Here is a 26,566-nt window from a genome sequence, read left to right on the forward strand (position 1 = left end):
ATGCTAGACACATGGAAAATCCGCGACATGACCGACGCGAGCCTCATCGGCAGAACGATTCGCGATCGCTATGTCATCGTCAGGCGGCTCGGCGAAGGCGGCATGGGGCGTGTCTATCTTGCCGAGCTTGCGGGCATGCGCGCCCGCCGGTTCGCCGTGAAGTTGCTGCGCCCCGAGCTCACGAACAACGCTCACTTTCAGCACCGCTTTCACGACGAAGCGAAGCATCAAGCGCAGCTCGATCACGAGAACATCGTCGAGATGGTCGATTATTTCGAGCTCGACGGCGACTACTTCCTGGTGCTCGATTTTGTCGACGGCCAGACCCTTTCCGATCTGCTCGACAGCCAGCCCGGCAAGAAGCTGCCGGAGAAGCAGGCGCTCTCGATCATCACGGGCGTGCTGGCCGGGCTCGACTGCGCGCATCAGAAAGGCATCGTGCATCGCGACGTGAAGCCGTCAAATGTGCTCGTCGACGTGCGCGGCCGCGTGCGTATCACCGATTTCGGGATCGCGTCCGATGCGGCCGGCCTCACGCGCAGCGGCGGGGGCCAGGTGATCGGCACGCCGGAATACATGAGCCCCGAGCAGTTGAGCGGCAGCGCAACCATCGATCATCGCTCGGATGTGTATTCGGCAGGCGTCGTGCTCTATCAGATGCTGACCGGCCAGTTGCCGTTTCAGGGCGACTCGTTCCAGTCGATCCAGGCGCAGCAGCTCGCGAGCGCCGTGCCGAACGCGCGGACGGCCAACCCCAAAATCCCGAAGCGGCTCGCGGAGATCGTGCGCCGCGCGATGCAGAAAAGCCCTGCCGACCGCTATCAGGGCGGCCTGCACTTCATCGCGGCGATCGACGCATATCGCCGGCGCAGCGCATGGAAGTACGTGATGCTGTCGGCGTGCATGCTAGTCGCGGCGGGCATCTACGTCGCGCAGTCAAGGATCGTGAACATGCAGGTGGTACGCGAGGCCGTGCGCACGGCGGCGCACGACTACAACAACCTGTGCCGCGAGCAGGGATTCAGGAAGAAGAATGAGGACGGTCTTGTCACCTCGCAAAAGGAAGGCGACTCCGATCTGATCGAGATGTTCAGGAACAACCTCGTGAAGAACGACGAGAACATGCAATTGAGCGCGCGCGAATACGGCGACGTGTTCCAGCGCATGACAAAGCTCGAGCAGCGGGCGGTGCGCCGCGCGCTCAACGAGGAAAGCGCGGATTCCAGCATGGCGGCCGTGCGCCGCGTGGTAGCAGCGGACTATGACGCGTACACCGCACACGGCGCCCTTCCCACTGTTCAGTCGATGGTGCCGCGCTGTGCCACGCTCGACTACAAGTACGAGCGGGCGAATGTCCCGCAGTGACGCTTTCGTTGTCGCGATTTCCTCAGGAGCTCGATCATGCCGCAGCAAGTGACGATGGGCGCGGTGCTTCAATGCTCGTTCGGGCTCACGCCCGCATCGCTGACCGTACTGCCCGTGAACCGGGTGATGGCCGAAGGGCCGCCCGCCGCGACCATTCAGGATCACGTGCCGCTCGTCAACATCGGCACGTTCGGCATGTGTTCGTCACCGGCGAACCCCGTCGTCATTTCGGCGACGGCGGCCAAGCTGGGCGTGTTCACGCCGATGCCCTGCATCCCCGCGACGACCACCCCTTGGGTCGCGGGCGCGCCGTCGGTGCTGATCGGCGGCATTCCGGCGCTCGACAATGTCTCGCAGTGCATGTGCATGTGGGGTGGCGTGGTCACGGTGATCGATCCGGCGACGGTGAAAACCAACGTCCAGTGAGGCGCGCGTTGCGTCGGATGATGGCTCGAGCGTTGGTTCGAATATCTGCAGGGAGGCACATCATGGCCCAGACTACCTTCGATCGGCTTAGGAATCTCCGCGCTGCGTCACTGCTGACGCTCGCGATGCTCTGCGGCGTGGCGCTGCAGGACGCGCAGGCCGCGTGTTCGCCGAATCAGATCAATTGCCATCAGCCTTCGGTGCCGCAGCAGCTCCATCCGGTGATACCGCCACAGCCGCGTCCGATCGTGCAGTCGCAGCAGCAGCCGCATCCGGTGATGACAGTTCGGCAACCCTCGATACTGACCTCTGTTGTGCAGATTCAGCATCCGTCGCCGGCGCCTACCCAACCGCAAGCCGCGGTGCCGGTCGCACACGCGCCGCAATCGCCCAACGCGGCGATCAGAAGCGAACAGGAGATGCCGCACGGCTCGACAGCCGTCCAGGCTCCCGCGGCTCATGCTCTCACGCATTCCGGCACGGCGCAGATTGCGCGGATACCGGTGCCCAGTCTGCGAGGGATGAGCACTAAGGCAGCCCAACTACTGCTCGAACATCAGCACCTCTCGCTGGCTGTGATGGATCAACCGGGCAAGGGCTTCTCGGACGAGATCATCGAACAAGTCCCATCTGCCGGTACGCCCGTCCCTCCCGGCACGCGCGTGTCGGTCCACCTGCGGCGGGTCGAGATGCGAGCGCCAGACAAGCCGGAGGTCGCTATCGCACCCGGACGACAGGCGCTCGGCAATGAACGGCTGGAGCGGCTGGAGCGGCTGCCCCACAGCCTGTCGCCGGGCATCGAGGCGGGTATCGCCGGCGCGGCGGGCGGTACGAGGCAGACGCTGCAATACAGCCTTCCGGAGAAGCGGTTAGCTCAGGCGGTGCCGCTGTCGCCCTCCACAAGCGTTGGTAAACCGGCACTGCAGAGCCCGAACCCCGGCAACGTGACGATCAACCCCGGCCCGAATCGCGTGGGCCCGTCGGTCGTCATTGGAATCCACCCGGCACCAGCGATGCCCGCGCCCGTCATCGTGGCGCCAATGCCTGCCGCGCCGCCCGCGGCACTTGCACCCGTCGCGCCGCCCGCACCGCCGGCCTGGGCCGCGTCGCCCGCGCCACCGGTCGCGGCAGACGCAGCGCCGGCTTCGCCCCGAGCCGGCACACCTTCCGGTGCTGATACCCAAAACGCAGCGATCATGGCTGCCGGTCCGGGACCCGCCGACGGCGAAGACGCGAATATTCCAGAAGCAGCCGGTGAAGCGCCGCCGATTGCCGACGCTCAGCCGCCCGTGCAAGGCGAAGTGCCAGGACCGCTGGCGGCCACCGAACCGGCGACCGCGGCGGACCTCGCGGTTGCGCCGCGACGGCCCGCGATCGCGCCGTCGATCGCCGCGCCATCCACTTCCACGGAAAACACCCGAGTGGCCGGCGACACCTCGACAGCGGATCGGCCGGAATCCACCGCGAAGAGCACCGCGAATACGCCCGCGCCACCTGCTGGCACGGGCGAAAACGTCGCGCAGCCCGACGACCGCACGCAGGCGGCTTTCGGGTCGGTCGACCGCGCGCTGGACTCGATGCCGCTTGCGACGGCTGTGTTCAATGTGCCAACCGACATCGACGTGGACGAGGATTGTCCCTGCCGCATCGACTTCGTCCTCGACGCGCGAGACAGCGCGGATGCGATCACGGCGCTCATCAAGCGTCTGAATCCCGCAGCGGCAAACTTCCAGCACGACCGCGTGCGCATCTACCCCGAGATGGAAGCAAGCCTGACGGCGCAGCCGGACGATTTCAGCATCGACCCCGGTCCGGAGAAGCCATACCGGCAAGCGGTCAGCGATACCAAGCCCACCACATGGACGTGGTACGTGACGCCGAAGAGATGGGGCGTGCATCGCATGCGACTCGCGCTCTATGCCCGGATTCCGATCGAAGGTAAACAGATGCCCGTGCTCGTCCAGACGTTCGACAAGAACATAATCGTGACGGTGACGCCATGGAGTCTCGTGCGACGCTTCGTCTTGGAGAACTGGAAATGGCTGTCGGTTACGCTGCTGATTCCGCTCGGGCAGTTCCTCTGGAAAAATCGTCGGCGTCTGCAACCGCGCGTGAACGCGGCGTCGGTCACGCCGCCCGGGCACCATCATCGGCATCATGCGCAGATGCATCGGCACGGCAGAAAGTGAGCTTTGCGATGCGCCGGGATCGCGCTTGGGCCCGTAAAGCCCCAGGACTGCGGTTAGGGGCGCCTCGATTTGTCAGCCTGGAGCCGGCTCGCGATCAACTGGATAAGATAAATAGCGAACTCGGGCTCCCGATAGTAGAAGCGGATAGCGTCGGGTGCGGAGACCGTCTTCATCTCGCAGTCGGTCTTGCATACGGCCGTGGACGTACGGCGATGCTCGGGCGAAAAGAGCCCGATTTCACCCAGCACCGTGCCCGCACCTATGTCGATGCCAAGTTCGCTCAACCTGACGGTGCCCTTCTCGACGTAGAAAAGCTCGGTGCTGGTGTCGCCCTTACGAAACAGTACCTGCCCCGAGCGGAAGTGCTGGCTTTTCATGTTGGCGAGCAGTCTGCCGACCGTGATGCGGCCGTTGATCGCCTTGTCGACCTGCGCGTCGCGGATCCTTTCCATGCGCGCCGCAACGATGCTCGCTTCACCACGGCTGGACACGTTCAGCGCTTTGAAAATCGTCGTGAGGTGCGTCTTGACGGTCGCTTCCGAGACATCGAGCTGTCGCGCGATCACCTTGTTGGAGCGCCCGCGCGTGAGCAGCGCCAGCACCTCGATTTGTCGCGGCGTAAGGTGCAGATGCGGATCAGGATAGGGCAGGCCTCGCAGGGCGTCGGCGTCGGCGTCGGCGTTGGGGTCGGCGTTGGCGTTGGCGTCAACGTCGGCCTCCGCGGCCGCGAACGGCTCGTGCAAGCTTGCAGCAACCAACGAGCGCGGAAGATAGACACCGCCCGCAAAGGCGAGGCGCAACGCGCTGAAAAGGAGTTCGGACGAGGCCGATTTCTCCACGCAACCTGAAACGCCCGCCGCGATCAGTTCGTCGACGTGCTGGCGTTGCGCGTTGCTCAAGAGGACGATTACGGGCGTGGTGCGAGAATGACGCCGTGCGGCCTCCAACTCATCGCTCGCCACGCGCAGACAGTCGCCGTCCATGACGACACAGTCCGGCTTGCGATTGTTTGGCCAACTGGTGGTCAGGCAATTCGAGGCGAGCACTTCGCCATCCTGAGCGAATCCGCGCAGCAGCGCCTCGACGCCTTCGCGAAAGAGTCCCGGCGGTCCGGTGAGCAAAATGTACATGCAGTTTAGTCTCGCAACTTTTCCGCCGCGCACGGCGACACGAGAAGATCCAGGAACGCCCTGCCAGGAATGAAAAAATAGCCGCCGCCGATCAGCCGGGTCAGATCCGGGAGTTCCGGCAGGCACACCGGTCCAGCCGGAGTCGGTATGGTGAAGCCCCGGTTTTCTCCATGCCCCACGATCGGATCGACCTCATCCTGCAATCCGTGCACGCTCGGGTTGAGCAGCCACGTCTTCTGGACAAACTCGAATTGCCGCTCGATATCGCCGTTGAGGCACATGAAGAACAGGCCCACTTCCTTCGTCGGGTCCACCTCCGTGGGGTTGAGCGGATTGAGTTTTCCGAAGACCCGTCCCACGCGCAGCAGGCGATGGCGATTGACCGAAGCGATTTCGTCCTTCGACCCGGGAAAGCGCGTGTCGCGCGGGTTTGCCCGGCGCACGTGGGAGCCGAAAGGACAGGCGCTGCCGTCTGGATCTTCGCCCATCATGAAGTCGTTGTCGGGCCGCCGAGGGGGCTTGTCGCCCGCCGTGGGCGGAGGCCTGTCATGCCGCACGAGCGAGGCGCCATCCTGCCAGCGGCCGAGCAACTTGGCGAAAAGGACCTCCTGGACTTTTTTCGTGTTGTCGGACCGCACCACGCAGGCGGGAAGGACGAAGGACTGGTGCCTCTCGGCCGCGGGGGCAGCGGCTTCCCCTTTCTCGCTGTCGCTGGCTTCACCACGCGTCGTCGTTCCCTCTGCGACACTCGGCGCACCGCCCCGAATGCCAGTGCGCCTGTACCAGGCGTCGAATGCATCGAGGTGTTGCAGGTACTGCCGCACGACGAGATACGTGCCGTTCGAGCCTATGTCGCGCCGGCCTTCTCCCTCATACGAGGCGAACTCCGGACGCTTGCGGAATGGATCGGACCCGATGTCGGGTAGCGTGCGATTCGGATCAAACGAAGCCTTGATGGAAGGCAACGGGCAGATCACGCCGAGATTATCGGGGTAGCCCAGAACGAACTCGCCGGCGTCCACCAGATCGTTGGGGGAATTCTTGCGAGTCCAGTGCGGCAGACCGCGAATGATCGGCTGCGACACACCGTCGGCGAACCCGAACGGTTCTTTCTGCGGGATGCCGCCATAACTCCGCCCATCCTTACTCTGCCGCAGCGTCATGCGCTGGTAGTAGACATCGCGGTGGCCGTTGGCGCGCATGCCGCGAGCGAGCTTTCGATACGTCCCGACGAAACTCGATCGATCGCGGGCGTAGATGAGCACCAGCAGATCGGCCTCCCGACCCAGCCCGCCCCACCGCCAGTTTTCCGGCGCGTTCTTGCCGAGATCGCCGAGCGCCCGTGATCGCTCCGGCGTGCGCATACCTTGATTGAACGCGGGCGGAAAGGTCTCGATCGCGTCATCGGGAATGCCCAAAGACTTGAGTCCTTGCGCCGCAAAACCCAGCACCAGCGCGACATCATGATGGTCCTGCGCTTCGCCGTACACTGCGAGATCGCGCATCGACCGGACGAAGTTCCGGCATTTCTCAACGTCCTCCTTGTTCAGGGAAATGAGCCAGCACGCCGAATAGCGCATGTCCGACATTCCGCCGAAGACAATGGTCGGCATTTCCGATATCTGCAACTCGCTGGCCGGCCGCGGTGAGGAGCCGAACAGCGCAAGCCAGTCCACGCAGTCCTGATACGACTCCGCCGTTGCGATGCCCTGCCGGATGGCGGCATTGGTGCGGATGCGCGCCGCGCTCAGATTGCGGTAGGCGCCATACCAGAAGAGCGTCGGCGTTTGCTGTCGGCGCGCCCATCGCACCGTGCGATCCCGGTCCGCCGCGCCGCCGCCGACCAGGCCATGCGTCCTCGGAAAGCCGACACAATTGCTCCAGATACCCGTGACACCCGTCGGCGCATCAGCAATGAAATCGGCGACATACGACTCCCATGTACCGTCATAGTTCGACCAGAACATCAACTGATCGGTACCCGGCAGGCGCATCCAGCGCGCGAAATGAATCACGCCGTTCTTGCCGAGAAAACCGGGGGTGCTGACGAAGCGTCCCGCACCCACCAGGATGAAGGCGAGCCGCAGCGTTGCGGTGCGTATCCAGCTTGGCTTGATGCGTGAAACAGAAGCGAGGTGGTTCTGTCCTCCGACGTTCTCGACCGCGAGCAACTGGGCGTCGTGCGCGGTCGATGGCGCACGCTCCTCGGCATAGTCGGTCTCTTCCAGTTCCCGAAGCTTTAAAAGCCCAAAGAAGAAGACGAGCCCGACGAGCAGAACGAACGCGGCCGTCACGGTGAGGCTCCACATCATTGCGACGATCAGGTTGTACTTTCCCCAGGCATAGCCAAACGTAATCACGAACAGGAGGAGAAACGGAACGTAAAGTGGCCACATGAACCGCTGGATGACCGTTCCCACCACCTTCCAGGCCTGCGGATTCTTGACCGATCGCGTTTTATCCGGATCCTGTCCGATCAGCGGCGCGGGATCAGGAACGAACGCCCATTTCCAGCTGCGCTCACCATCGGTCCACAGCAACTGGCGTAGTTGGTCGATCCGCTGATGCGGCGACTTCTCAGCCCAGCACGCGTTCCTGCTCCGCTTGTCGATCTCGACGCCCAGATGCGTGGCCAGCGCGTGTTCGTCGATGACCCGCTGCACTGTCATTCCCGGCGAGCCGCTGAATACCTGCCCTGCCGGGCCGCCCCACGTATCGCGGATCTTGACCGTTTTCCTGAGCAGATAGGCACGCAGCCTGTCGCGCGTCGTCTTGATGCCCGCCTGGTCGAGCACGCTCAGCAACGGCCCGTGGAAGTGCTCGACGAGATCCGTGAAGAGCGCCTGCGGCCCGTAGTCCGACGAGATCTCGATCACGAGATGAGAAGTCGTGCTCGTCGGCTTGAGCGGCGGCAAGTCCGGGGCCGCGTCGTACTCGGCCGGACATTTCGGTTTGGCTACGACGAGTGTCATGAAATGCAGGCCGCGAACCTTGGCCAGCGCATGGCAAATATCCTCTCGCGGATAATTACCCTCTTTAGTGAGAGCCTGAATCTTTTCGTTGACCGCACCGGAATGTGTGCAATCAAATGGAATGACGACGTTGATGAAAGCGTGTGCGTTCACAGCATCCTCACTTGAACTGGACGACCAGACTTTCTGGGAAAGTGGAGCCTGCGCGCCGTTTCATTTGCCCTTCGGGACCATTGGCGCGCCTGAGATCGCGACGCAGCAGCAAGGGCTTGAATGTATTGACCAGTTGCGCCCGCGCAATGAACGCCCCGACGCACCAGTGCATGCCGAAGCCGAATTGCATGTAATCGGATGCGGCCCGTCCCGGTATGAAGTCGAACGGACGCTCGACCTTTCGGCCGTCGAACATCGCCGATTCCGTGCAGGCCAGCACCCAGGTGTCTTTGCGGATGCGCCTCGCGCGCAGCGTGCCTTCGGCAAGCGTGTAGTCGACAGAGCATCGCCGGTACGGCCCGGAATTGATCGGCATGAAGCGAAGCGCTTCGAACAGGCAGCACGACAGCAGGATGTCGTCGCCCGCGAGCGCCGCCGCGCGCGTCGCCTCGAAAAAGCCTTGCCGGCTAAGAAGCATCTCGAGTATGTTGCCGCCCGCAAGCGTATTGGTCGGCACGAAGCCGACGATGAGCCCCATGAGTATGGCGCGAACATGGTCGGCGTCGACGCCTTTTGCGACTAGCCGGCCGATGACCGTACGATCGCCGCTCGGATAGGCTCGCTCCTTGCCGATCGCTTCTTCGACTACGTTGCGCACAATGGCCGCCATGTCGTCCACGAGGGGCTGCCTCTCGATCGGCGGTTTGCCGAAAAGATGCCCGCTCAGGACGATGACGGCGTTCGTGAAGGCCACGCGATCGGGAATCTCGACGCCCAGGTATTCGATGCAGATCTGGAGCGGAATCCTCGTGATCAACTGGCTGATCGCTTCGAGCCGGCCCTTCGAGCCTTCGATGACGGTCTGCGCATGGCGAGCCGCGATTTTGGCAACGCATTCGGCGTCGGAATACCGGAACGCCGCCATGACCGTCCTCAGTTGGTTGTCATGCGCCGGCTTGTTGTCCATGCCGAGTATGAATGGCGTGCCGCTCTCCGTCGCTCCGCCGTTGAGCCGCGCCATTTCGACACCGAACGGAACCACGAAGATGTCGTTGCGCGTCAGCACCTCCTCGACGTCATCGTGCAACAGGACGGTAGCACGGCCGAAGAAGCTCGAAATCGGCATCAGCGTGCGCCCCAGTCGCAGGACGATCTGTGTCCTCGGCACATATCGCTCCGGCCTCGAGCGCCACTGCGAACGGTCGGTGCTATCCGCGCGGGCGCCAAACCCAAGGTAGCGCATCCTTATCTCCTCTTCTTCAAGACGTTGTGAAGGAAACTGATGTCGTTGCCGATCAAAAGCTCGTGATGTCGCGCGTTCCTTCTACCGTGCTTTCAAGATCGCGCGGGCGCGGCGCAGATCGGGGCCATCGAACTTATCGCCGAACGAAGCGACAAGCGATCGAAGCGTCTGCACCGCTTCGGGCTGCGAATCTGCGCTGGCGTCGCGTGCCGCGAACAGTTCGCAGCGCGCGCGCAACTCCCACAGCCGCGCCCCCTGCACGACGGACACCGCGCACGCGCGCCGGAACTCATCCATGGCGGCGGCCTCGTCGCCTGCGGCGCGAAAGAGCACGCCTCTCACGCGATGCATCTCCGCTTCGTCCCAGCGCTGATTTGTGCTCTGCATGACCGCAAGACCTTCTTCGATGAGACGCATTGCCGTATCGATCTCGCCTGCCCAGCCGTATGCCTCGGCCGACATGCGCAGGAAGCCAGACAGGTAGAGAACGCTATCGGTGTTGCGGTACGCGGGTATGCCGCTTCCCAACAGATCGAGCGCACGCGCGTGCTCGCCGACCGCCGCAAGGCAATAGCCGCGAAAGATGGTCTCGACCGCGTTGTAATAGGCGATACCGCTGTCGGTGAGCGCCGTGGAAAGCTCGTCGAGCCGCTGCAGCCCGTCTTGCGGCGAAATGATCGTCAGCGCGACGAATGACGCACCGGTCAGCGCGTGGGCGAGCGTGTAGACATGCGCCATGCCCCGCGCCTCTGCGACGGCCCGATGGGTGTTACGGAGCGCCTCGCCGAGCCGGCCCGTGCACATCTGCGACCACGACATGTAGGTCAGCATGACGACGCGCGGATCGTCGACAGTCATCGACGCATAGAGCGCCTGCTGCGCGGGGTCGTACAAGGTGAGCCCGGTTTCCAGGTGGCGGATTGCGTCCGTAAATCGCCCTAGCGGATGGCAGGTCACGCCGCTGAACCGGTAGCCCATCAAACGCCAGAGCGGATCGTCGCGAGACTCGCCACGCTGCAGAATCTCCGTGGCCTGTTGCTGTGCCGAGTGGAAGTCGGCCCGCATCAGCGCGTGCGTCCACAGACCGTGAAGGACGGCCAGCAATGACGGTGGATCGCCGAGCGTCTCGCACAGCGCGCGCGCCCTTGCGAACGTCGTGCCCGTCCCCTTCACCGCGTACCCTTGCGTAGCGATCTGCGCCATGCCGACGCAGATCGTCAGCGCAAGTTCGGTCTGCAGACGCCACGGTGTGCGCTCCATCGGAGCGATCAACGCCAGTCCGCGATTGAGATGCTTGAGCGCCTCGACCATCGCCGAGCGGCGCAGCGCGTTGCGCCCTGCCGCCAGCCATTGGGCGACGGCTTTCTCGCCGACGCGCGCCTCCGTGTAGTGCCACGCGAGCATTTCGGGTTGATTCACGACTACGTCGGGAAAGTGCGCTTCGAGCGCCTGCGCGACCCTTTCGTGAAGCGAGCGCCGAGCGTCACGGCCAATGATCTCGTAGGCGACGTCGCGGATCAGCGCGTGCTTGAACGTAAAGGCAGGCTCGGGCGCGCCCCGCTTCAGCACGAGCCCGAAGTCGATCAGTCTGTCGAGGGCCGCAGCGAGATCCTTTTGCGGTCTCACGACGAGTTCGAGCAAATGCATCGAGAAATCCCGTCCGATGACGGCCGCGGCCTCGAGTACTTCGCGCGCGCTACCGAGCCGGTTGAGGCGCGACTGCAGCGAGGCGCGCAGCAGCATCGACAAGGGCTGCCCTTCGAGGCTTCCGACGGCGGATTCGAACCGCGTGACGTCGCCCACCGTCGCGCGCGTCACTTCCTCCAGGAAGAGCGGTATGCCGTCGGTTCGCAGGACGATGTCCTTGACCGTTCCGGCGGGCAGCGGCCGGTCGGCCGCGATATGCCGCACCAGCGCCGCACACACTGACGCGGGCAACGGAGCGAGCGGAAGATGCGTCACGCCAGCGTGATCGTCGAGGTCGGTGAATGTCGAAGGCCGCATCAGCACGACGAGCAGAACGGCCATTCGCGGAACGAGCGCGGCGATCATCAGCAGCAGCTCGCGCGACGTATCATCGATCCACTGAACGTCCTCGAACACAACAAGAGTCGGGTTGCGTTCCGACGCGCGTTCGAGCAGTTTCACGAGCGCCTTCATCGTGCGGCGACGTTTCGCGGCCGGGCTCAGCGATTTGAGGCTGTTCAAGGCTGGCGCCGGCAGATTCAGCAACTCGGCGATCAGCGTGCGATCGTCCACAGCCATGCCAGTGAGGATGGCCTCGAGCTTGCGGAGTTTCTCGTCGCCCAAATCGGAAACAGTGAATTCAGCGCTGCGTTCGAGCTGTTGAATGCACGGATAAAGCGGTGACGCCTGCCTGTACGGAAAGCAGAAATAACGGTAGATCTCGCTCGGTTCGCGCCGCGCATCGTCGAGCAGCGAAGCGGCAAGACGCGACTTGCCGATTCCCGCATCGCCCGTGACGAGCGCAATCTGTCCGCATCCCCTGCGCGCGGCCTGCCATAACTCCGACAGGATGCGGGATTCGTCGTCGCGCCCGAGCATCGGCGTGAGCGCCGGCGCACGGCGCGCCTCGAAGCGGCCCGCCGCGGGCGCGGCACCGGCGACGCGCCAGGCGCGCATCGGCGTTGCCAGACCCTTCACTTGCAGCGGACCCATGTCACGGAATTCGAACAACTCGCCGGCCAGCCGGCGAGTCGATTCGTCGACGATGATCGAATTCGGCTCGGCGCTGCCTTGCAGCCGCGATGACAGGTTGGGCGCATCGCCCATGGCCGCGAGGTCCTCGGAATCCTCGACCCCGCCCACCACCACGAGACCCGTGCAAATGCCGATGCGCACGGCAAGGCGGCGAAGCCCAGGCAGCGCGATCGAGCCCACGGCTTCAAGCGTTTTCAACGCCGCATAGACGGCCCGCTCTGCGTCGTCCTCGTGCGCTTCGGGATATCCGAAATAGACGAGCGTGCCGTCGCCGCGATAGCGTTCGACGCGCCCGCCGAACTGCGTCATGCTCTCGCTGACCGCGCGGCGATAGGCAATGATGATCTCCCTGTAGTCCTCAGGATCGAGTTCGTCGGACAGTGCGGTAGAGTCGACCAGATCGCAGAACACGAATGTGATCTGACGGCGCTCGACGGTTTCCTCGGAAGCCACCCGGCCCACATAGCTCGCACCGCATTGCGCGCAGAATTTTGCCTGGCGCGGACGTGCCGTTCCACAGCATGCGCATCGCGGAACGGTGGCGCGACGCGACGCCGCGGTGCAATCGCAACCGAACGAGGTCAATGCGCCTCCACACCAAGCGCACCTCATGAGAACTCCTCACACGCGGCGCTCGCCCTTGAGGAAGTGCCGCGAAGCAAGCGCAAACGTGAGACGAACGCCGGGTTCGACTACCGCACCACGACCCAGCCTTTCGAGCAAACCCGACTGCCCAGCCCCCTTCACTACGCGCGCCCCGTATTGCGCGGCTTGTTCTCTTCGTTCGCTGAGCGTAGTACAAAGCCCAGACCAAAACAATCGGCGGAGAGCGGGTGCGGCGCGCGACGCAGATCAGTCCAGCGGCACACGCGGCTTCATGCCGCGAGGTTCGGTGTCGCGCGCTTCACGCCAGGCTCTCATCGTGTCGAGCGCAACGGAATTCCGTATATAGCGATGCCAGAAGAACGCAAGATCGAACAGAATCACGCCGAGGCGCCACATATACAGCGATAGAAGCGCCGCCAGAACGACGGGCCAGATCGCAGCCGATGACGGTGCCTGAATCAGCCGATAGATGATCGCGACCGTCAGCACCAGCGTGCCACCGCCGACAAGAAAGCGACGGCCCATGTAGGGTTGGGGAGGCGCAACCCAGCCGCTTAGGCTCAGGATCGCCGCGCACAGCAAGACGATAAGGCTGCCGAACAATCCGCCCATCAGGGTGACGAAGGACGCGGGAATGAAAAGTACATAAAACAAAGCGCCAAAGAGATAAACGCCCAGACAGAGCTGCCGCCATCGCACGTCGTTCGAGTACACCAGCCTCGGTATGCGGCCCGCAATCGTGGCGCACATCAGGAGCACGCTCAGTACGAAAACGGACGACGTCACCCGAGGATAGGTATCGATTTGCAAATCGAGCGATGCCATCACGGCTCTGAAGAGCAGAAAAAGCGCGCCCATGTGAAGCAGGAAAGCGACTACATACGGAATCGCCGTGCTGACGACGCCGACGAACCGCTTGTTGTCCGGCGGCGGCGCCTTCGCACGAAAAGGCGCGTCGGGATAGGTCAGGACGACGTTTTCGATGAAATGCCCGAATACGGCATCGTCATTCCAGTAGCCGGAATGTGCCTTGCTGGGCAGCCAATAGCGGGAAAATCCGAAGTCATCGCGCGCGGTGAACTGAAATGCGCCGCATTGGTTTTCGCGCAGGAATTTGCGCGTCGTATCGAGCTGAAAGCCGATGGGATCGCCGAGATCGTAATAGTTTCGCCACTTGATCTGCTGAGGCAGGACCCATCGTTCATTTGACGCAGAATCGAGCATGACGACTTGGGCGTCCGCGGCCTGCGTCTCGAAGTCTTTGGACTTCAGCTTCAGCTTCAGGTCCAGCCAGAGCTTCGGCCACATCAACAGGTGCTTGTCGATGGGCGAGCCTATGGTCATGAAGCCGCGCACCGATTTGATCCAGTCGGTCGATATCTTCGTGTTCCTGTCGTCAGGGCATTCCACGGCATCGGCTGAAAGCGCCTGAAGCATCGCAATGAACGCGATCACGGTGCCTTCGCTGTGGGCAACGATATGGATTTCCGGATTGCCTTCAAATTTCGGGTAGGCGCTGCGAAACCGCGCCAGAATTTCCCGGATCACGTTGTGGAAGCGAAAAACTATCGTGCTCCGGTAATACCTGAATTCAGTCACCAGTTGCGCGTCGCCGAAATAGTCCCGCAGCAACGTCCCGAGGTCGAACTTGAACACGCCGGTCTTCGCCGTCACGGTCAAGAGGTTCTCTATGACGTAGACGGCTTCGACGATTTCGTCGATAACGCCCGCCGCAATTGAAAATGACTCGGGTGTGAGACACGCGCGCTTTCCGTGGGATTCGGCCGCACGTTCGACGCCTTCATAAAGCGCCCGCGCTCGTCCCGCCACTGTCTCGGCCCACGTCTTGATTTCCTCGAGCGTGTCACCCTGTTTGACCACCTCGCGCGGCACATCGGCCCAATAAACTTCGGCGAATCCGATGTGCGAGAGTTCGTCATCTGTGGGTACGTCGAGCCGGCTGAACCACACTTCACCAACGCCGCCGATATTGAAGAACCCGAGTGGCAGCACGGGCAACGGCGGTTCATTGCGCGCACCGAAGCGGCGCACTGCGGCGCGTACCGCGCTGCTTCGCGGCTGACGGCCGACACCGTGAATCGCCACCACGATCTTGTCGGGTGCCGGAAGCTCTCGAGTGCCCGCGGCCGGCGTGAAGACGTCGCTGCCGGTGTCTTGCGCAGCCGTGACCGAACACGACATCTCCTTGTTCTCCCGGAACGCTCGTCATAAGCATCGAGCGATCATTCCTTCATGTCGGGATTATGATAGGAGCATAAATCTCTGTTCTGCAAATACCGAATCTAGGCGCATTCAGCCAGTGACGTGGGTTGTCGGAAGTGTGCGAACGGTGTTTCCGACAATCGCTCTCAACGCATTCGACGTCATTTGCAAACGCTCACGCGCTTCTCCGGATCTCGCGCGCCGTCATCCGCGCGATGTCCCGCGACGGCATGTACTGCCAATACGGAGCGCTCGATTCACGGGATATTCCGGTGCCGGTCATGCACATCCTGAGCAAGCACATCGTCATTCAAGGATACGAACTGTTCGAGATTACCAGCGACGAAAAAAAGCTCGCGCAGGCCAAAGCGTTCATCTCCGAAGGGTTGTCTTCGAAAGCACTGCGTCCCGTCATCGACCGTGTATTCCGCTTCGATCAAATTGCCGACGCCCACCGATATATGGAAGCCGGCAACCGGGCCGGCAAGATCGTTGTAACGCTTTAAGCGAAGTTCGCAGCCACCAGGAATCCGGACCGTGCCGTTGATCGCTCACCCGCGTGGCCATACGGGCTATCTGCTCGGAGACGGCCTGGATTCGCTATCGGGTGGCTTGCGCGGTTAGTCCCCGAACGGGTTACCGATGTCTTTCACTTCGGTACTGAGGTTGTATTCCGCACGCACGGCCTTGAGCACGCCTTCGATGTCGCGCTCGAAACCGATCGCGTTGCCGAAGTGAGTCATGTTCCAGTTGCAGCCTGTCTTGTCAGGCTCTTGCAACTGCGGCCGCGGCACGCGAATCTTCACCCCATCCTCGACGACTTCCTGCAGTCGATGGATTCGCCGATTGACCTCCTGCTGTAGCTGCGAAGCATTGAGCGTCTTGCGTTTCATCGAGGTCTCCTTCCGGTCGCCGATGCCAATCTGGCGCGAATGCGGCGCGCAAAGATCGCACCGGCTCCGATCGCGACGAGCAGGGCTGCTATCAGACCGCCAGCCATGCCGCTCATGCTACGGGATTCGCTCACGCTGGAGGCCGCCGAGGCAGCCACGGGCGCCAAGGCCGGGGGCGCGACCGGCTGCGGCAGCGCCACGCCAGCGGCGCTGCCTTGACGTACAAGAGATGCCTCCGACGTCGGCAAGGCCGCAGCCGCCTGCGACTCTTCAGGCGCGGATGCAACAGGAGGCGCGCCCGGATTGGGTCCGACAGGCGCCATCGCTGTTTCCGCCGGCGCGGCCACGACAGGCGCGGGCGCGCGAGGAACGGCTTCGGCGGATCGGGCCATCGTCTTCCACTGAGCGAATACGCCATCCACGCAGTGCACATCGACACAGGCGTTTCGCGCGTGCCGCCACTGGGCCAACTGTGCGGACGACAGTCTCCCGCTGTTCAACAGAGCCTGTTGCTGCGCGAAGATGTCGTCGTACTCATTGTTCAGAATCGCGTGATCGCAGATGACGCGCTCAGCGAGTTGCTGTGTCGTTGCGCACTGAATGTCGGTCGCCCATGCATCGTTCGAACCCAACGCCGCGATGCCTAGCAGCAATACCCCAAGTCGTCGTGCTGGATGCACCCGTCCTCCCGGAATGTGAATGTCAAAGTTCAGGCGCGACGGATGAATCAGCGCGACTGGCGTAGGCGGCGTCAAAGCAACGCCACCACCCTGACATCCCCCTGCTCCGCCGACGCCACGACCTTCTCGCCGATCCGGCGAAACGTGATCGACACCGACGCATCGCCGACCCGCAGATCGCTGACTTCGAGCCAGTCGATACCTTCGGGCAGCATCGGCTGTTCGATCAGCACCTCGCGGCGCTCGGCGTCGATCGTGAGGCCGAGACACGCCTCCAGCATCATGAACGGCGAGCCCGCCGCCCAAGCCTGCGGCAGACACGCGACCGGATAGGCGGTGGGCGGCTCGCCGCGGCGTTGCGGGAAGCCGCAGAACAGTTCCGGCAATCGCATGTCGAAATTGACTGCCGCCTGGAACAGCGACTGCAGCAGCCTCACGGCCGAAGACTTGGCGCCATAGCGCGACAGCCCGCGCGCGCACAGCGCGCTGTCGTGCGGCCAGACCGAGCCGTTGTGATACGCCATCGGATTGAAGCGCGCCTGGCCTGCGGCCAGCGTGCGCACCCCCCAGCCGGTATGGAACAGCGCCGAGTCGAGCGCGCGCACCACCGCCTCGCCGCGCTCGCGCAGGGGCAGGCCGAACGCCAGCAGATGCCCCGCGTTCGATGCCATCACGCGACACAGTTCGCCATGACCGTCGAGCGCGATGCCGTAAAAGCCGACCTCGTCCATCCAGTACTTTTCCTCGACGCAGCGGCGGATCTTCTTCGCGCGCTCCGCATACTGCGCGGCCGCGTCGTGCAGGTCGCGCAGCCGCGCGAAATGAGCCATCGTGTCGAACGCTGCGCTCGCATAGGCTTGCACTTCGACGAGCGCGATCGGGCCGTCGGGGATGCGCCCGTCCGCATGGAACACCGAGTCGTGACTATCCTTCCAGCCCTGATTCGCGAGGCCGCCATCCGATTCGCGCTGGTAGTCGAGCAGCCCGAGGCGGTTCTTGTCGCATACGCCCGCGACCCATTGCGCCGCGCGTTCGAGCGCGGGCCATAGTTCGTCGATCAACGCGAGGTCGCCGGTGCGGGCCGCATAGGCGCCGGCCAGCACGATGAAAAGCGGCGTGGTGTCGACCCCGCCGTAGTACAGCGCGAACGGCACTTCGCCGGCTGCGGCCATTTCGCCCTTGCGCATCTCGTGCATGATCTTGCCCGGCGCGGCGTCGCGAAACGGCGAGTTCTCGCGCGCCTGGTGCTCGGCGAGAAAGCGCAGCACGCCCGCCGCGAGATGCGGCTGGAGCCACAGCGTCTGCAGCGACGTGATCACCGCATCGCGGCCGAAGGGGGTCGAAAACCATGGAATGCCCGCGTAAGGGTACGGGCCGGTCGAGAGATCCGTCGTCAGCAGGCTCAGGTCGGCGAACGAGCGGTCGATCCATGCGTTGAACAGCGGATTGCTCGAACGCACACGCGCACTCGCGAGGCGCCGCTCGCGCATCACCAGGTGCGCATCCACCGATGCCGCGCGTACCGCCGCACGGCCCACGCGCGGGCGCTCGGCGTCGATCTGCGACAGATGGGCCTCGCTCTGCGCATGCACCGGCTGCGACACCTCGGCGCCGAGCTTGCCGCTCATCGGCACGACCTGCACCGCCACCGACAGATAGATCGACGCGCACGCCTGCGCGGGCAGCTTGACGGTGTAGTCGGCGCGATCGGCGAACAGCTTGTCAGGCTGCGGCGAGAACGCGATCTGCACGTTGCGCGCGACGTCGTCGAGACCGATATAGCCGAGCAGCACCTCCTGATTCTCCACCCGGGCGGGCTGGATGCGCCCCTGTTTGTTGCGCTTCAGGCCGCGCACTTCGAACATATCGCGGAAATCGCTGGAAAACGAAATGGACAGCGGCACGGTGGCGTCGCTCGTGCCGTAGTTCGTCAGCTCGATCGCCTCGTTCAGCACGGTGCCCGACAGGACGCGCACGCGCTGGACGTGGATCACGCCTTCCGGTGTGCTCCTGCCGCCGAGCGGCGGCAGCGGGCGGTTGGTCAGATGCGCGGTGAAAGTGGCGTTGTCGCTGCTGACGCTGCCCGACAGCAGCGACGGGGCGCGGCCGCCGAAGGTCAGGCGCAGTTGCGACAGCACGCGCGTGTCGTTGACGAAGAGGCCATCGTCGAGGCCGGTGATATCGCCGAGCGGATCGTTGACGATGAAGGTGTCGCCCGACTTGAGCACGTGCTGCGTGGCGCTCGCGACGTTGAGGTTTTCCGTCGGGATGAAAATGCCGTCCTGCTCGGGCTCGCGATGGTCGACGCCGCCCGAGTGGGTCAGCCCGCCGAGAGCTTCTGGCTGCTGCATCAAGGTCGCTCCTATGGATTCGCTGCTGCGTTCAGTTGCACTTTGGGTCTCGCCCCAGATTTGCCGCCGGGTTGTCAGGGCGTTCGCTTGCCGGCCGCCCGGTTGCCGGTCGGCCATCGCATCCGATTGTAGAGGCTCTGTGCGCGTGAGACGAACTTATTGCGCCGGAGTTTCGGCTTGTTGCACCGTTTGCCGTTTGTTACGGCGTTTTTGGTGGCACAGGACGTGCAGGGAAATGAAAGAACCCACGGCCTCGCGAGCCGTGGGTCCGGGCGCTTGAAAGAGCGCTTTAACGCCTCGCGATCGGCTTCGCCTCGCGCGGCGCCTCGCCGATGAACAGTTGACGCGGACGGCCAATCTTCTGCTCGGGATCGGCGATCATTTCGTTCCACTGCGCAATCCAGCCGACCGTACGTGCCATCGCGAAGATGCACGTGAACATCGAGGTCGGAATGCCCAGCGCGCGCTGCACGATGCCCGAATAGAAGTCGACGTTCGGGTACAGCTTGCGCGACACGAAGTATTCGTCTTCGAGCGCGATCTTCTCCAGCGCCATCGCGAGCTTGAACAGCGGGTCGTCGTGCAGGCCCAGCTCTTCGAGCACTTCGTGGCAGGTTTCGCGCATCAGCTTCGCGCGCGGATCGTAGTTCTTGTACACCCGGTGACCGAAGCCCATCAGCTTCACGCCCGAGTTCTTGTCCTTCACCTGCTTGATGAACTCAGGAATGTTGTCGACCGAGCCGATTTCCTCCAGCATGTTCAGCGCGGCTTCGTTCGCACCGCCGTGCGCCGGGCCCCACAGACACGCGATACCCGCTGCGATACATGCAAACGGATTCGCGCCCGACGAACCGGCAAGACGCACGGTCGACGTCGAGGCGTTCTGCTCGTGGTCCGCGTGCAGGATGAGGATGCGGTCGAGCGCGCGCACCAGCACGTCGTTGACCTTGTACTCCTCGCACGGGTTCGAGAACATCATGCGCATGAAGTTCGCGCTGTACGACAGGTCGTTCTTCGGGTACACGAACGGCTGGCCGATGCTGTACTTGTACGCCATCGCCACCAGCGTGGGCAGCTTCGCGATCATGCGGATCGCCGACACTTCGCGGTGACGCGGGTTCGTGATGTCGAGCGAGTCGTGATAGAACGCGGACAGCGCGCCCACAGCGGCGACGAGAATCGCCATCGGGTGCGCGTCGCGACGGAAGCCGCGGAAGAAAAGCTGCATCTGCTCGTGCACCATCGTGTGCTGCGTGACGGTGTCGACGAATTCCTCCTTCTGCTGCGCGTTCGGCAGCTCGCCGTTCAGCAACAGGTAGCAGGTTTCGAGGAAGTCGGCGTTTTCCGCGAGGTTGTCGATCGCGTAGCCGCGGTACAGCAGTTCGCCCTTGTCGCCGTCGATATAAGTGATTTCGGAGTTGCACGACGCCGTCGACATGAAGCCCGGGTCGTACGTGAATTTGCCGGTCTGGCCGTACAGTTTGCGAATGTCGATCACGTCCGGGCCCAGCGTGCCCTGATAGATCGGCAGATCGATGGTCTGGTCGCTGTCCGAGAAGCTCAGCGTTGCGCGTGACTTCGAGTTCATCTACGTCTTCCTTTTGCTTGATACCGCACACGTGCCGTGCGTCCGCTCAGTTACGGCATGCTCGGGCTCTGCCCGGCATTCTAAAGGCCGCTGTGTCGTTGATTGCGTCGATTGGTCACAACACTGCATCTCGGCGTGCGCAACATTCGTTGCCGGTACGCGAGGCTGAGCGGGACGACTCGCTCGCGATCGGCGTGCATCTGTACTACCACGGGCTCGTCGGCGAGGCGGCCGAACGCGCGCTCGACAAGGACGCGCATCGCAAAGCCTGATGGGTACGAAGGGTGACCGGCGGCGTCCCGCGCAGGCCGGTCGCCCTTGTCGATTGCTTCGCCTCTTCAGCGCGCGCTGATCGCCTGAATGAACTCGTCGACGTAGCGATTGAACGCGGACGGATGGGCGAGGTTCATGCCGTGCGACGCACCGCGCACCGTTTCGCGCCGCGCATCCGGCAGCCATCCCTGCAACGCCGTCACGGTGCGGCGGAACATGTCAGGACTCTTCTCGCCGTCGATCAGCAGCACCGGGCAGCGCAGGTCGCGCGCATCCTCCGGGACGTACGCGGGCAGCGGGTCGCGGAATTGCCGCGCGAGCGTGTGTGCGTTGTCGGTCGCCATGCGACGAAAACCCGGCGTGCTCATCGCCCAGAAGCCGGGGCGGCTCACCGAATCGACGAACAGTTGCAACCCTGCTTCGACCTCGCCGCTTTCGATCAGCCCGGCCGCTTTCGCGCGCAATGCGTTGACCGTCTCCGGCAGCCGGGCGGGCGGGCGTCCGGCGATTTGCAGCGGGCCGCCGGGATCGGCGAGCGTGAGCGTGCGCACACGCTCGGGATGGCGTCGCGCGAAATGATAGGCGACGCAGCCGCCGCGCGAATGCCCGACCACATGCGCGGGCCCCGCGCCGAAACGATCGATGAACTCCGCCACTTCGTCCGCGTGGCCGCTCCAACTGAACGGCAGGTCCGCCGCGCTATCGGTCACCGGCCAGTAATGCGTGAGGCTGACCGCGACGCAGCGATAGCGCTTCGACAGACCGTCCATCTGCGGCTGCCAGTAGCGGTAATCGCACAGGGAGCCGTGTATGAACAGCAGCATCTCGCCGTCGCCGGCCGCGACGTAAGGCATGCGCAAGCCGCTGCGTAGTTCGATGAAGGATGGTGAGGACGGCAGGAGCGAGGCGGAAACAGATCGAGTCACGGATGATGTACGGGCAGCACGGCATCGGCACGCGAATGGCGCGCGGCCGGCAATCGAAGCCTTGGGAAATGAGCGTATGGGCGTCCCGGGAAATGGGACGCGACGCGTATTGTCACATAAGCATCAGCGACGCGCCGGGCGGCCGGCTGACGGGTGCCCCGAGCGGATGCCAAACCGCCGCTCACGCGTCCCCGAGTTCATCGAGCCACCCCGACGCGGCCGCGGCGCCCGCGCCACGCACCGCGCAGGTCAGCGGCTCGTCGGCAACGCGCACCTCGAGACCGACCTCCTCGCTCAAACGCCGCCCCAGATTGCGCAGCAGCGCGCCGCCACCGGTCAGCACGATGCCCCGGTACGCGATGTCCGTCACGAGTTCGGCGGGCGCCATTTCGAGCCCGCGCTTCACCGCGCCGATCACCTCGCGCAGCGGCGCTTCGATCGCTTCGGCGATATCGCGGTTGCTGAGTTGCACGGTACGCGGCAGGCCGTCGTCCACGCCGCGGCCGGTCGCGTTCATCTGCTCGAGCGGCACGTCGTGCACGGCGCTGCCGAGGTTTCTCTTGACGTGCTCGGCGGTCTGCTCGCCGAGCAACACACCGTACAGATTGCGCACATAGCTGATGATCGCCGCGTCGAAGTTGTCGCCGCCGACGCGTACCGAGTCGCTGTACGCGGTGCCGCCGAGCGCGATTACGCCGACCTCGGTGGTGCCGCCGCCGATGTCGACCACCATCGAGCCCGTCGCGTCACGGACCGGCAGGCCCGCGCCCAGCGCAGCCGCGAGCGATTCGCCGATCAGGCTGACCGTCCACGCGCCAGCCGCCTCGGCCGCTTCGCGGATCGCGCGGCGCTCGACGTGGGTCGCCGAGCCCGGCACGCACAGCGTGAATGCCGCGCGTCGGCTGAACAGCGAGCGCGGCCGCGCCATGTCGACGAATTGCTTGATCATGTGTTCGGCGGCGGAGAAATTGGCGATGACGCCGTGGCGCATCGGCCGCACCGTTTCGAGATTGAGCGGCGCGCGGCCGAGCAACTGGCGCGCCTCGGCGCCGATCGCGGCAATGCGTTTCGCCCCGTTGGCAGGCTGCGTCTCGAAGCACACCACGGACGGCTGGTTCAGCACGATGCCGCCGTCGTTGGTGTAGATAAGCGTGTTGGCCGTGCCGAGATCCACCGCTACGGAATGGCGAAACAGTCGCTCAAAGAGCGGGTAATGCGGCGTCGGTCTGGCCATAATCAGGCTCTGATATGTCGTTATCCGCCGTCTCGGACGGTCTTGAACTGCGCCCCCGGTACCCCGAAGCCGCGCGACACGCCCGGTTGGGCGTTGCGCGTTCCGCGCGGCGGGGTGATTTTCAATGTATTACCGCTTTGACGGCAAGCCCGTCAAAATCTTTAGCGCCACTTTCTTTTGGGGTTGTGTCAATCGCGCGACAGCGTGCCTAGCGCGCGGTCGAGCGCATCGCGGCCGAGCGCGACGCCGTCGGCGGTGATCGTGTGGCCCACGCCGGGCAGCACGTAGGCGTCGACCGGAAAGCCGGCCTCGCTGAGGGCGTGGGCCGCTGATTCGAGTTCGCGCACCGGGATCACCTCGTCGTCCTCGCCGTGGATCAGCGTGAGCGGTGTCGCCCGATTCGGCGACGTGAGCGGCGAGGCGAGCCGTCCCGAATACGCGACGACGCCCGCCGCGCCCTCCGTGCTCGACGCGACGTGATGGAGCGCCATGATCGAACCTTGTGAAAAGCCGACGAGCGCAAGCCGATCGAAAGACAACTGCCAATGCGCGAGCTCGGCGTCGAGCACGCGGCGCAGCGCCGGATAGGCGGCGGCGACGCGCGCCGCGCGGTTCGCCTCGTTGACGTCGCGCAGGCTGAACCACTGGCGGCCGCCGAAGCCGCCCTCGAACGGATCGGTGCCGTCGAGCGAAACGAACGCCGCGCCGGGCAGGTCCTCGCTCCAGATATCCGCAATCGGCGTCAGATCGCGCGCGTTGCTGCCGACGCCGTGCATGAGCACGACGAGGCTCGTCGCGCGTGCGTTGCGCGGCGCGCGCCGCCAGCCGTGTTCGAATTGCTGCCAGCTCATGGTGGTGTCCTTTTTTCCGTGGGTTAGTGTCGGCGGCTTTCGTCAACCGGCCTCAGCCGGGAGCATACGCCGCGCGCCGCCCTCGTGTCGGCGAACGCTGCATCGGCTGCGCCCGTGCCCGACGTCGGCCGGCGAATGCGGGTATGCTTTGGCGCATCGTGTGCCCTCGCCGTCCGGCCTGATCTCAGCAACACATCGGGAGAACACCGTTTGAGCCAGCCCAACGCCGCGCCCGCCTCCGCGCCGCCGCCTCGGCCACCTGCTCCGCCCGCGCCGCTCGAAGGGGGCCGGCTGGTTCTCGCGACGATCGCGGTCGCGCTCGCTACGTTCATGAATGTGCTCGACACCTCGATTGCGAACGTCGCGATTCCGACGATATCAGGCAATCTCGGCGTATCGGTCGACGAAGGCACGTGGGTCATCACCGTGTTCGCGGCCTCCAACGCGGTGTCGATTCCGCTGACCGGCTGGCTCACGCAGCGCATCGGCCAGGTCAGGCTGTTCGTCGGCGCGATCCTCTCGTTCACGCTCGCGTCATGGCTATGCGGCGTCGCACCGACGTTGCCGATCCTGCTGCTCGCGCGGGTCTTCCAGGGCGCGGTGGCCGGTCCGCTGATTCCGCTGTCGCAAGCGATCCTGCTCGGCTCCTATCCGAAAGAGAAATCGTCGACCGCGCTCGCGCTGTGGGCGATGACTGCCACCGTCGGCCCGATCGCGGGCCCGGCGCTCGGCGGCTGGATCACCGATAGCTACAGCTGGTCGTGGATCTTCTACATCAACATTCCGGTCGGCCTGTTCGCGGCCAGCGTCACGTGGATGATCTACCGCAACCGCGAATCGCCGACGCGCCGTCCGCCGATCGACGTGGTCGGCCTCGGTCTGCTCATCACCTGGGTCGCCTCGCTGCAGATCATGCTCGACAAGGGCAAGGACCTCGACTGGTTCGCATCGCCGGTGATCTCGATTCTCGGCATCGTCGCGCTCATCAGCTTCGCGTTCTTCCTCGTGTGGGAGTTGACCGAGGAGCATCCGATCGTCGATCTGCGCCTGTTTCAGCAGCGCAATTTTCTCGGCGGCACGATTGCGATTTCGATTGCGTACGGCGTGTTTTTCGGCAACCTCGTGCTGCTGCCGCAATGGATGCAGGAGTATCTGAACTACCGCTCGATCGACGCCGGTCTCGTCACCGCGCCGCTCGGCATCTTCGCGATCATTCTTGCGCCGGTGCTGGGCCGCGTGCTGCCGCGCTCGGATGCGCGCGTGATCTCGACGTTCGCGTTCGTCGGCTTCGCGATCGTGTTCTACATGCGCTCGAAGTACGTGATCGAGATCGACACGTGGCACCTCGTTTTGCCAACGCTGCTGCAAGGCATTCCGATGGCGCTGTTCTTCGTGCCGCTGACGGCGATCATCCTGTCGGGCCAGCCGCCGAGCCGGATTCCGGCGGCGGCGGGTCTGTCGAATTTCGTGCGGGTGTTCTGCGGGGCGGTCGGCACGTCGATCGCGGGCACCGCGTGGAACAACCGCACGATACTGCACCACGTGCGGCTCACCGAGCAGGCGTCGGTCAACAACCCGTTGTTCGCGCAGCAGCTCGACTCGACGCAGTCGCTGCTGCATCTGAATCCGCAATCGGCAGATGCGCTGTTCGATTTCACCGTCAACACGCAGGCCGCGATGATGGGCCTCAACGACATCTTCTTTGTCTCGGCGATCATCTTTCTGCTGATCATCCCGCTGATCTGGATCACGCGGCCAGCCAAGGGCGGCGGCGGCCCCGACGCGGCGGGCGCGCACTGAGGCGGTCTGGTTCTCGCGCGAGGCTGATGGCCGCGCGGTGGCCACGCCGTTGCGTCAGCGGAAATAGCGCGCGGGGGTGTCTCCGAATGCATCGCGAAACACCGCGATAAACGACGACACGTCGCTATAGCCGACTTCGAGTGCCACCTGCGTGACACTCTCGCCGGCGCCGAGATGTTCGAGCGCGGCCAGCAAACGCAATTGCTGGCGCCATTGACCGAAGGTCTGCCCTGTTTCCTTCGCGAATAGACGCGCAGCCGTGCGCGCGGTCACGCCGGCCGCCGCGGCGAGTTCCTCGAGTACCAGCGATTGCGCGGGATTCGCGCTGAGCGCCTCGGCGATGCGCTGCGCGCGCGGATCGTCCGGCCAGTTCAGGCCGAGCGGCGCGGCAGGCAGGTCCGCGACGCGATCCAGCAACACCTGAAGGAGACGGCGGGCGGGTTCGCCGGGCGGGCGGTCGTGCGGCAGATCGGCCGCGGTGGCGAGCAGCGCCTGCACGAGCGCGTCGGGAACCAGTGCGCCGCTTTGCGCGGGCAGCGGCTCGGCGTCGGGAGCGGGGTCGGCGGCGGGATCCGATGCGGAATCAGTCGCGACGTAGAGCGAATACAAGTGCACGGGGCGCGTCGCGTGCAGGCAGTACAGCGTATTAGCAACGATCCACAGCGCGCGGGCGGGCGGCACGACCCAGCGGCCGGATTCGGTGTGCACCGTCAGCACGCCTTCGTTCACGTGAATCAACCGCGCGCGCCGCTCGGCGCGCCACGGCTCGTCGAGCGAGGCATGGCGCTCGCCGATCACGAAGACCGCTTGCTCGATGCCGTGCGGATCGAAGACTTCCGTCATGGTGTCTGCTCCGAGGCGGGCAGTCCGCGAAGCGAGCAAGATAGCACGCGCTCGGCTGCAACGTGGTGTTGCTGGCAATTGCCCGAGTGTTCCTGCTCT

General features: G+C 64.3%; 19 protein-coding genes. 7 read left to right on the plus strand and 12 right to left on the minus strand.

Annotation, left to right across the window (positions count from 1 at the left end; genetic code table 11):
* The 3 genes from LJ655_RS01040 (at position 1) to LJ655_RS01050 (ending at position 3,980) form a co-directional block, all read left to right on the plus strand.
* Complete coding sequence (locus LJ655_RS01040) at positions 1-1,365, plus strand: serine/threonine protein kinase (RefSeq protein ID WP_230559404.1); 1,365 nt, start codon at positions 1-3, stop codon at positions 1,363-1,365.
* A gap of 36 nt (positions 1,366-1,401) precedes the next feature.
* Positions 1,402-1,791: a DUF4280 domain-containing protein gene (locus LJ655_RS01045; RefSeq protein ID WP_230559405.1), complete on the plus strand. Its 390-nt coding sequence runs from the start codon at positions 1,402-1,404 to the stop codon at positions 1,789-1,791.
* A 62-nt stretch (positions 1,792-1,853) separates the two neighbouring features.
* A complete protein-coding gene (locus tag LJ655_RS01050) occupies positions 1,854-3,980 on the plus strand; it encodes a PASTA domain-containing protein (RefSeq protein WP_230559406.1) in 2,127 nt (708 codons plus the stop codon).
* Positions 3,981-4,033: 53 nt separating this feature from the next.
* Here LJ655_RS01050 and LJ655_RS01055 read toward each other — a convergent pair whose 3' ends face one another.
* The 5 genes from LJ655_RS01055 to LJ655_RS01075 all read right to left on the minus strand — a co-directional run bounded on the left by LJ655_RS01055 (position 4,034) and on the right by LJ655_RS01075 (position 14,461).
* A complete protein-coding gene (locus LJ655_RS01055; protein ID WP_230559804.1) occupies positions 4,034-5,110 on the minus strand; it encodes a LuxR C-terminal-related transcriptional regulator in 1,077 nt (358 codons plus the stop codon).
* A 5-nt stretch (positions 5,111-5,115) separates the two neighbouring features.
* Positions 5,116-8,235, minus strand: coding sequence for a Dyp-type peroxidase (locus tag LJ655_RS01060; protein WP_230559407.1), 3,120 nt, complete (start codon positions 8,233-8,235; stop codon positions 5,116-5,118).
* Positions 8,236-8,242: 7 nt separating this feature from the next.
* Entirely contained in the window at positions 8,243-9,403 is a 1,161-nt protein-coding gene (locus LJ655_RS01065) for a cytochrome P450 (RefSeq protein ID WP_230559408.1), read from the minus strand.
* 156 nt (positions 9,404-9,559) lie between these two features.
* Positions 9,560-12,652: an ATP-binding protein gene (locus LJ655_RS01070; RefSeq protein ID WP_230559409.1), complete on the minus strand. Its 3,093-nt coding sequence runs from the start codon at positions 12,650-12,652 to the stop codon at positions 9,560-9,562.
* 399 nt (positions 12,653-13,051) lie between these two features.
* The gene (locus LJ655_RS01075; RefSeq protein WP_230559410.1) at positions 13,052-14,461 is read right to left on the minus strand and encodes a hypothetical protein; all 1,410 of its coding nucleotides are present in this window, start codon (positions 14,459-14,461) and stop codon (positions 13,052-13,054) included.
* A 117-nt stretch (positions 14,462-14,578) separates the two neighbouring features.
* Here LJ655_RS01075 and LJ655_RS01080 point away from each other — a divergent pair, with 117 nt between their 5' ends.
* Both LJ655_RS01080 and LJ655_RS01085 read left to right on the plus strand, forming a co-directional pair.
* Positions 14,579-15,037 carry a hypothetical protein gene (locus tag LJ655_RS01080; RefSeq protein WP_230559411.1) on the plus strand — a complete coding sequence of 153 codons (459 nt, stop codon included), beginning with the start codon at positions 14,579-14,581 and terminating at the stop codon, positions 15,035-15,037.
* Positions 15,038-15,243: 206 nt separating this feature from the next.
* Entirely contained in the window at positions 15,244-15,534 is a 291-nt protein-coding gene (locus LJ655_RS01085) for a zinc-binding dehydrogenase (RefSeq protein WP_230559412.1), read from the plus strand.
* 114 nt (positions 15,535-15,648) lie between these two features.
* Here the strand turns inward: LJ655_RS01085 and LJ655_RS01090 are convergent, their stop codons facing one another.
* From LJ655_RS01090 to gltA, 3 genes are all read right to left on the minus strand, one after another.
* Positions 15,649-15,921, minus strand: coding sequence for a hypothetical protein (locus LJ655_RS01090; RefSeq protein WP_230559413.1), 273 nt, complete (start codon positions 15,919-15,921; stop codon positions 15,649-15,651).
* Positions 15,922-16,672: 751 nt separating this feature from the next.
* Positions 16,673-18,952 (minus strand): amylo-alpha-1,6-glucosidase, encoded by a 2,280-nt coding sequence (locus tag LJ655_RS01095; RefSeq protein ID WP_230559414.1) that lies wholly within the window; start codon positions 18,950-18,952, stop codon positions 16,673-16,675.
* A 289-nt stretch (positions 18,953-19,241) separates the two neighbouring features.
* Positions 19,242-20,540 (minus strand): citrate synthase, encoded by a 1,299-nt coding sequence (gene gltA / locus LJ655_RS01100; RefSeq protein WP_230559415.1) that lies wholly within the window; start codon positions 20,538-20,540, stop codon positions 19,242-19,244.
* 149 nt (positions 20,541-20,689) lie between these two features.
* On the opposite strand from gltA, the gene LJ655_RS30040 reads away from it, so the two are divergent.
* Positions 20,690-20,812 carry a hypothetical protein gene (locus LJ655_RS30040; protein WP_268991321.1) on the plus strand — a complete coding sequence of 41 codons (123 nt, stop codon included), beginning with the start codon at positions 20,690-20,692 and terminating at the stop codon, positions 20,810-20,812.
* A gap of 66 nt (positions 20,813-20,878) precedes the next feature.
* On the opposite strand, the gene LJ655_RS01105 is transcribed toward LJ655_RS30040, so the two are convergent.
* The 3 genes from LJ655_RS01105 to LJ655_RS01115 all read right to left on the minus strand — a co-directional run bounded on the left by LJ655_RS01105 (position 20,879) and on the right by LJ655_RS01115 (position 23,824).
* Positions 20,879-21,667, minus strand: coding sequence for an alpha/beta fold hydrolase (locus tag LJ655_RS01105; protein WP_230559416.1), 789 nt, complete (start codon positions 21,665-21,667; stop codon positions 20,879-20,881).
* A gap of 253 nt (positions 21,668-21,920) precedes the next feature.
* A complete protein-coding gene (gene mreB, locus LJ655_RS01110; RefSeq protein WP_230559417.1) occupies positions 21,921-22,973 on the minus strand; it encodes a rod shape-determining protein in 1,053 nt (350 codons plus the stop codon).
* A gap of 188 nt (positions 22,974-23,161) precedes the next feature.
* Positions 23,162-23,824 carry an alpha/beta hydrolase gene (locus LJ655_RS01115; RefSeq protein ID WP_230559418.1) on the minus strand — a complete coding sequence of 221 codons (663 nt, stop codon included), beginning with the start codon at positions 23,822-23,824 and terminating at the stop codon, positions 23,162-23,164.
* A gap of 210 nt (positions 23,825-24,034) precedes the next feature.
* Between LJ655_RS01115 and LJ655_RS01120 the strand changes: the two genes are divergently transcribed.
* Positions 24,035-25,624, plus strand: a complete 1,590-nt coding sequence (locus LJ655_RS01120) for a DHA2 family efflux MFS transporter permease subunit (protein WP_230559419.1) — start codon at positions 24,035-24,037, stop codon at positions 25,622-25,624.
* A 54-nt stretch (positions 25,625-25,678) separates the two neighbouring features.
* Here LJ655_RS01120 and LJ655_RS01125 read toward each other — a convergent pair whose 3' ends face one another.
* Positions 25,679-26,467 (minus strand): AraC family transcriptional regulator, encoded by a 789-nt coding sequence (locus tag LJ655_RS01125; protein ID WP_230559420.1) that lies wholly within the window; start codon positions 26,465-26,467, stop codon positions 25,679-25,681.
* Positions 26,468-26,566: the final 99 nt, after the last annotated feature.

Origin of the sequence: Paraburkholderia translucens (assembly GCF_020881035.1) — a bacterium.
Taxonomy (GTDB): domain Bacteria; phylum Pseudomonadota; class Gammaproteobacteria; order Burkholderiales; family Burkholderiaceae; genus Paraburkholderia; species Paraburkholderia translucens.

Excerpts from the sequence above, each read along its gene's own strand:
- LJ655_RS01040 (WP_230559404.1), top strand. The coding sequence starts at position 1 with ATGCTAGACACATGGAAAATCCGCGACATGACCGACGCGAGCCTCATC.
- LJ655_RS01045 (WP_230559405.1), top strand. The coding sequence starts at position 1,402 with ATGCCGCAGCAAGTGACGATGGGCGCGGTGCTTCAATGCTCGTTCGGG.
- LJ655_RS01050 (WP_230559406.1), top strand. The coding sequence starts at position 1,854 with ATGGCCCAGACTACCTTCGATCGGCTTAGGAATCTCCGCGCTGCGTCA.
- LJ655_RS01055 (WP_230559804.1), bottom strand. The coding sequence starts at position 5,110 with ATGTACATTTTGCTCACCGGACCGCCGGGACTCTTTCGCGAAGGCGTC.
- LJ655_RS01085 (WP_230559412.1), top strand. The coding sequence starts at position 15,244 with ATGTCCCGCGACGGCATGTACTGCCAATACGGAGCGCTCGATTCACGG.
- LJ655_RS01090 (WP_230559413.1), bottom strand. The coding sequence starts at position 15,921 with ATGAAACGCAAGACGCTCAATGCTTCGCAGCTACAGCAGGAGGTCAAT.
- LJ655_RS01095 (WP_230559414.1), bottom strand. The coding sequence starts at position 18,952 with ATGCAGCAGCCAGAAGCTCTCGGCGGGCTGACCCACTCGGGCGGCGTC.
- gltA (WP_230559415.1), bottom strand. The coding sequence starts at position 20,540 with ATGAACTCGAAGTCACGCGCAACGCTGAGCTTCTCGGACAGCGACCAG.
- LJ655_RS01105 (WP_230559416.1), bottom strand. The coding sequence starts at position 21,667 with ATGCCTTACGTCGCGGCCGGCGACGGCGAGATGCTGCTGTTCATACAC.
- mreB (WP_230559417.1), bottom strand. The coding sequence starts at position 22,973 with ATGGCCAGACCGACGCCGCATTACCCGCTCTTTGAGCGACTGTTTCGC.
- LJ655_RS01115 (WP_230559418.1), bottom strand. The coding sequence starts at position 23,824 with ATGAGCTGGCAGCAATTCGAACACGGCTGGCGGCGCGCGCCGCGCAAC.
- LJ655_RS01125 (WP_230559420.1), bottom strand. The coding sequence starts at position 26,467 with ATGACGGAAGTCTTCGATCCGCACGGCATCGAGCAAGCGGTCTTCGTG.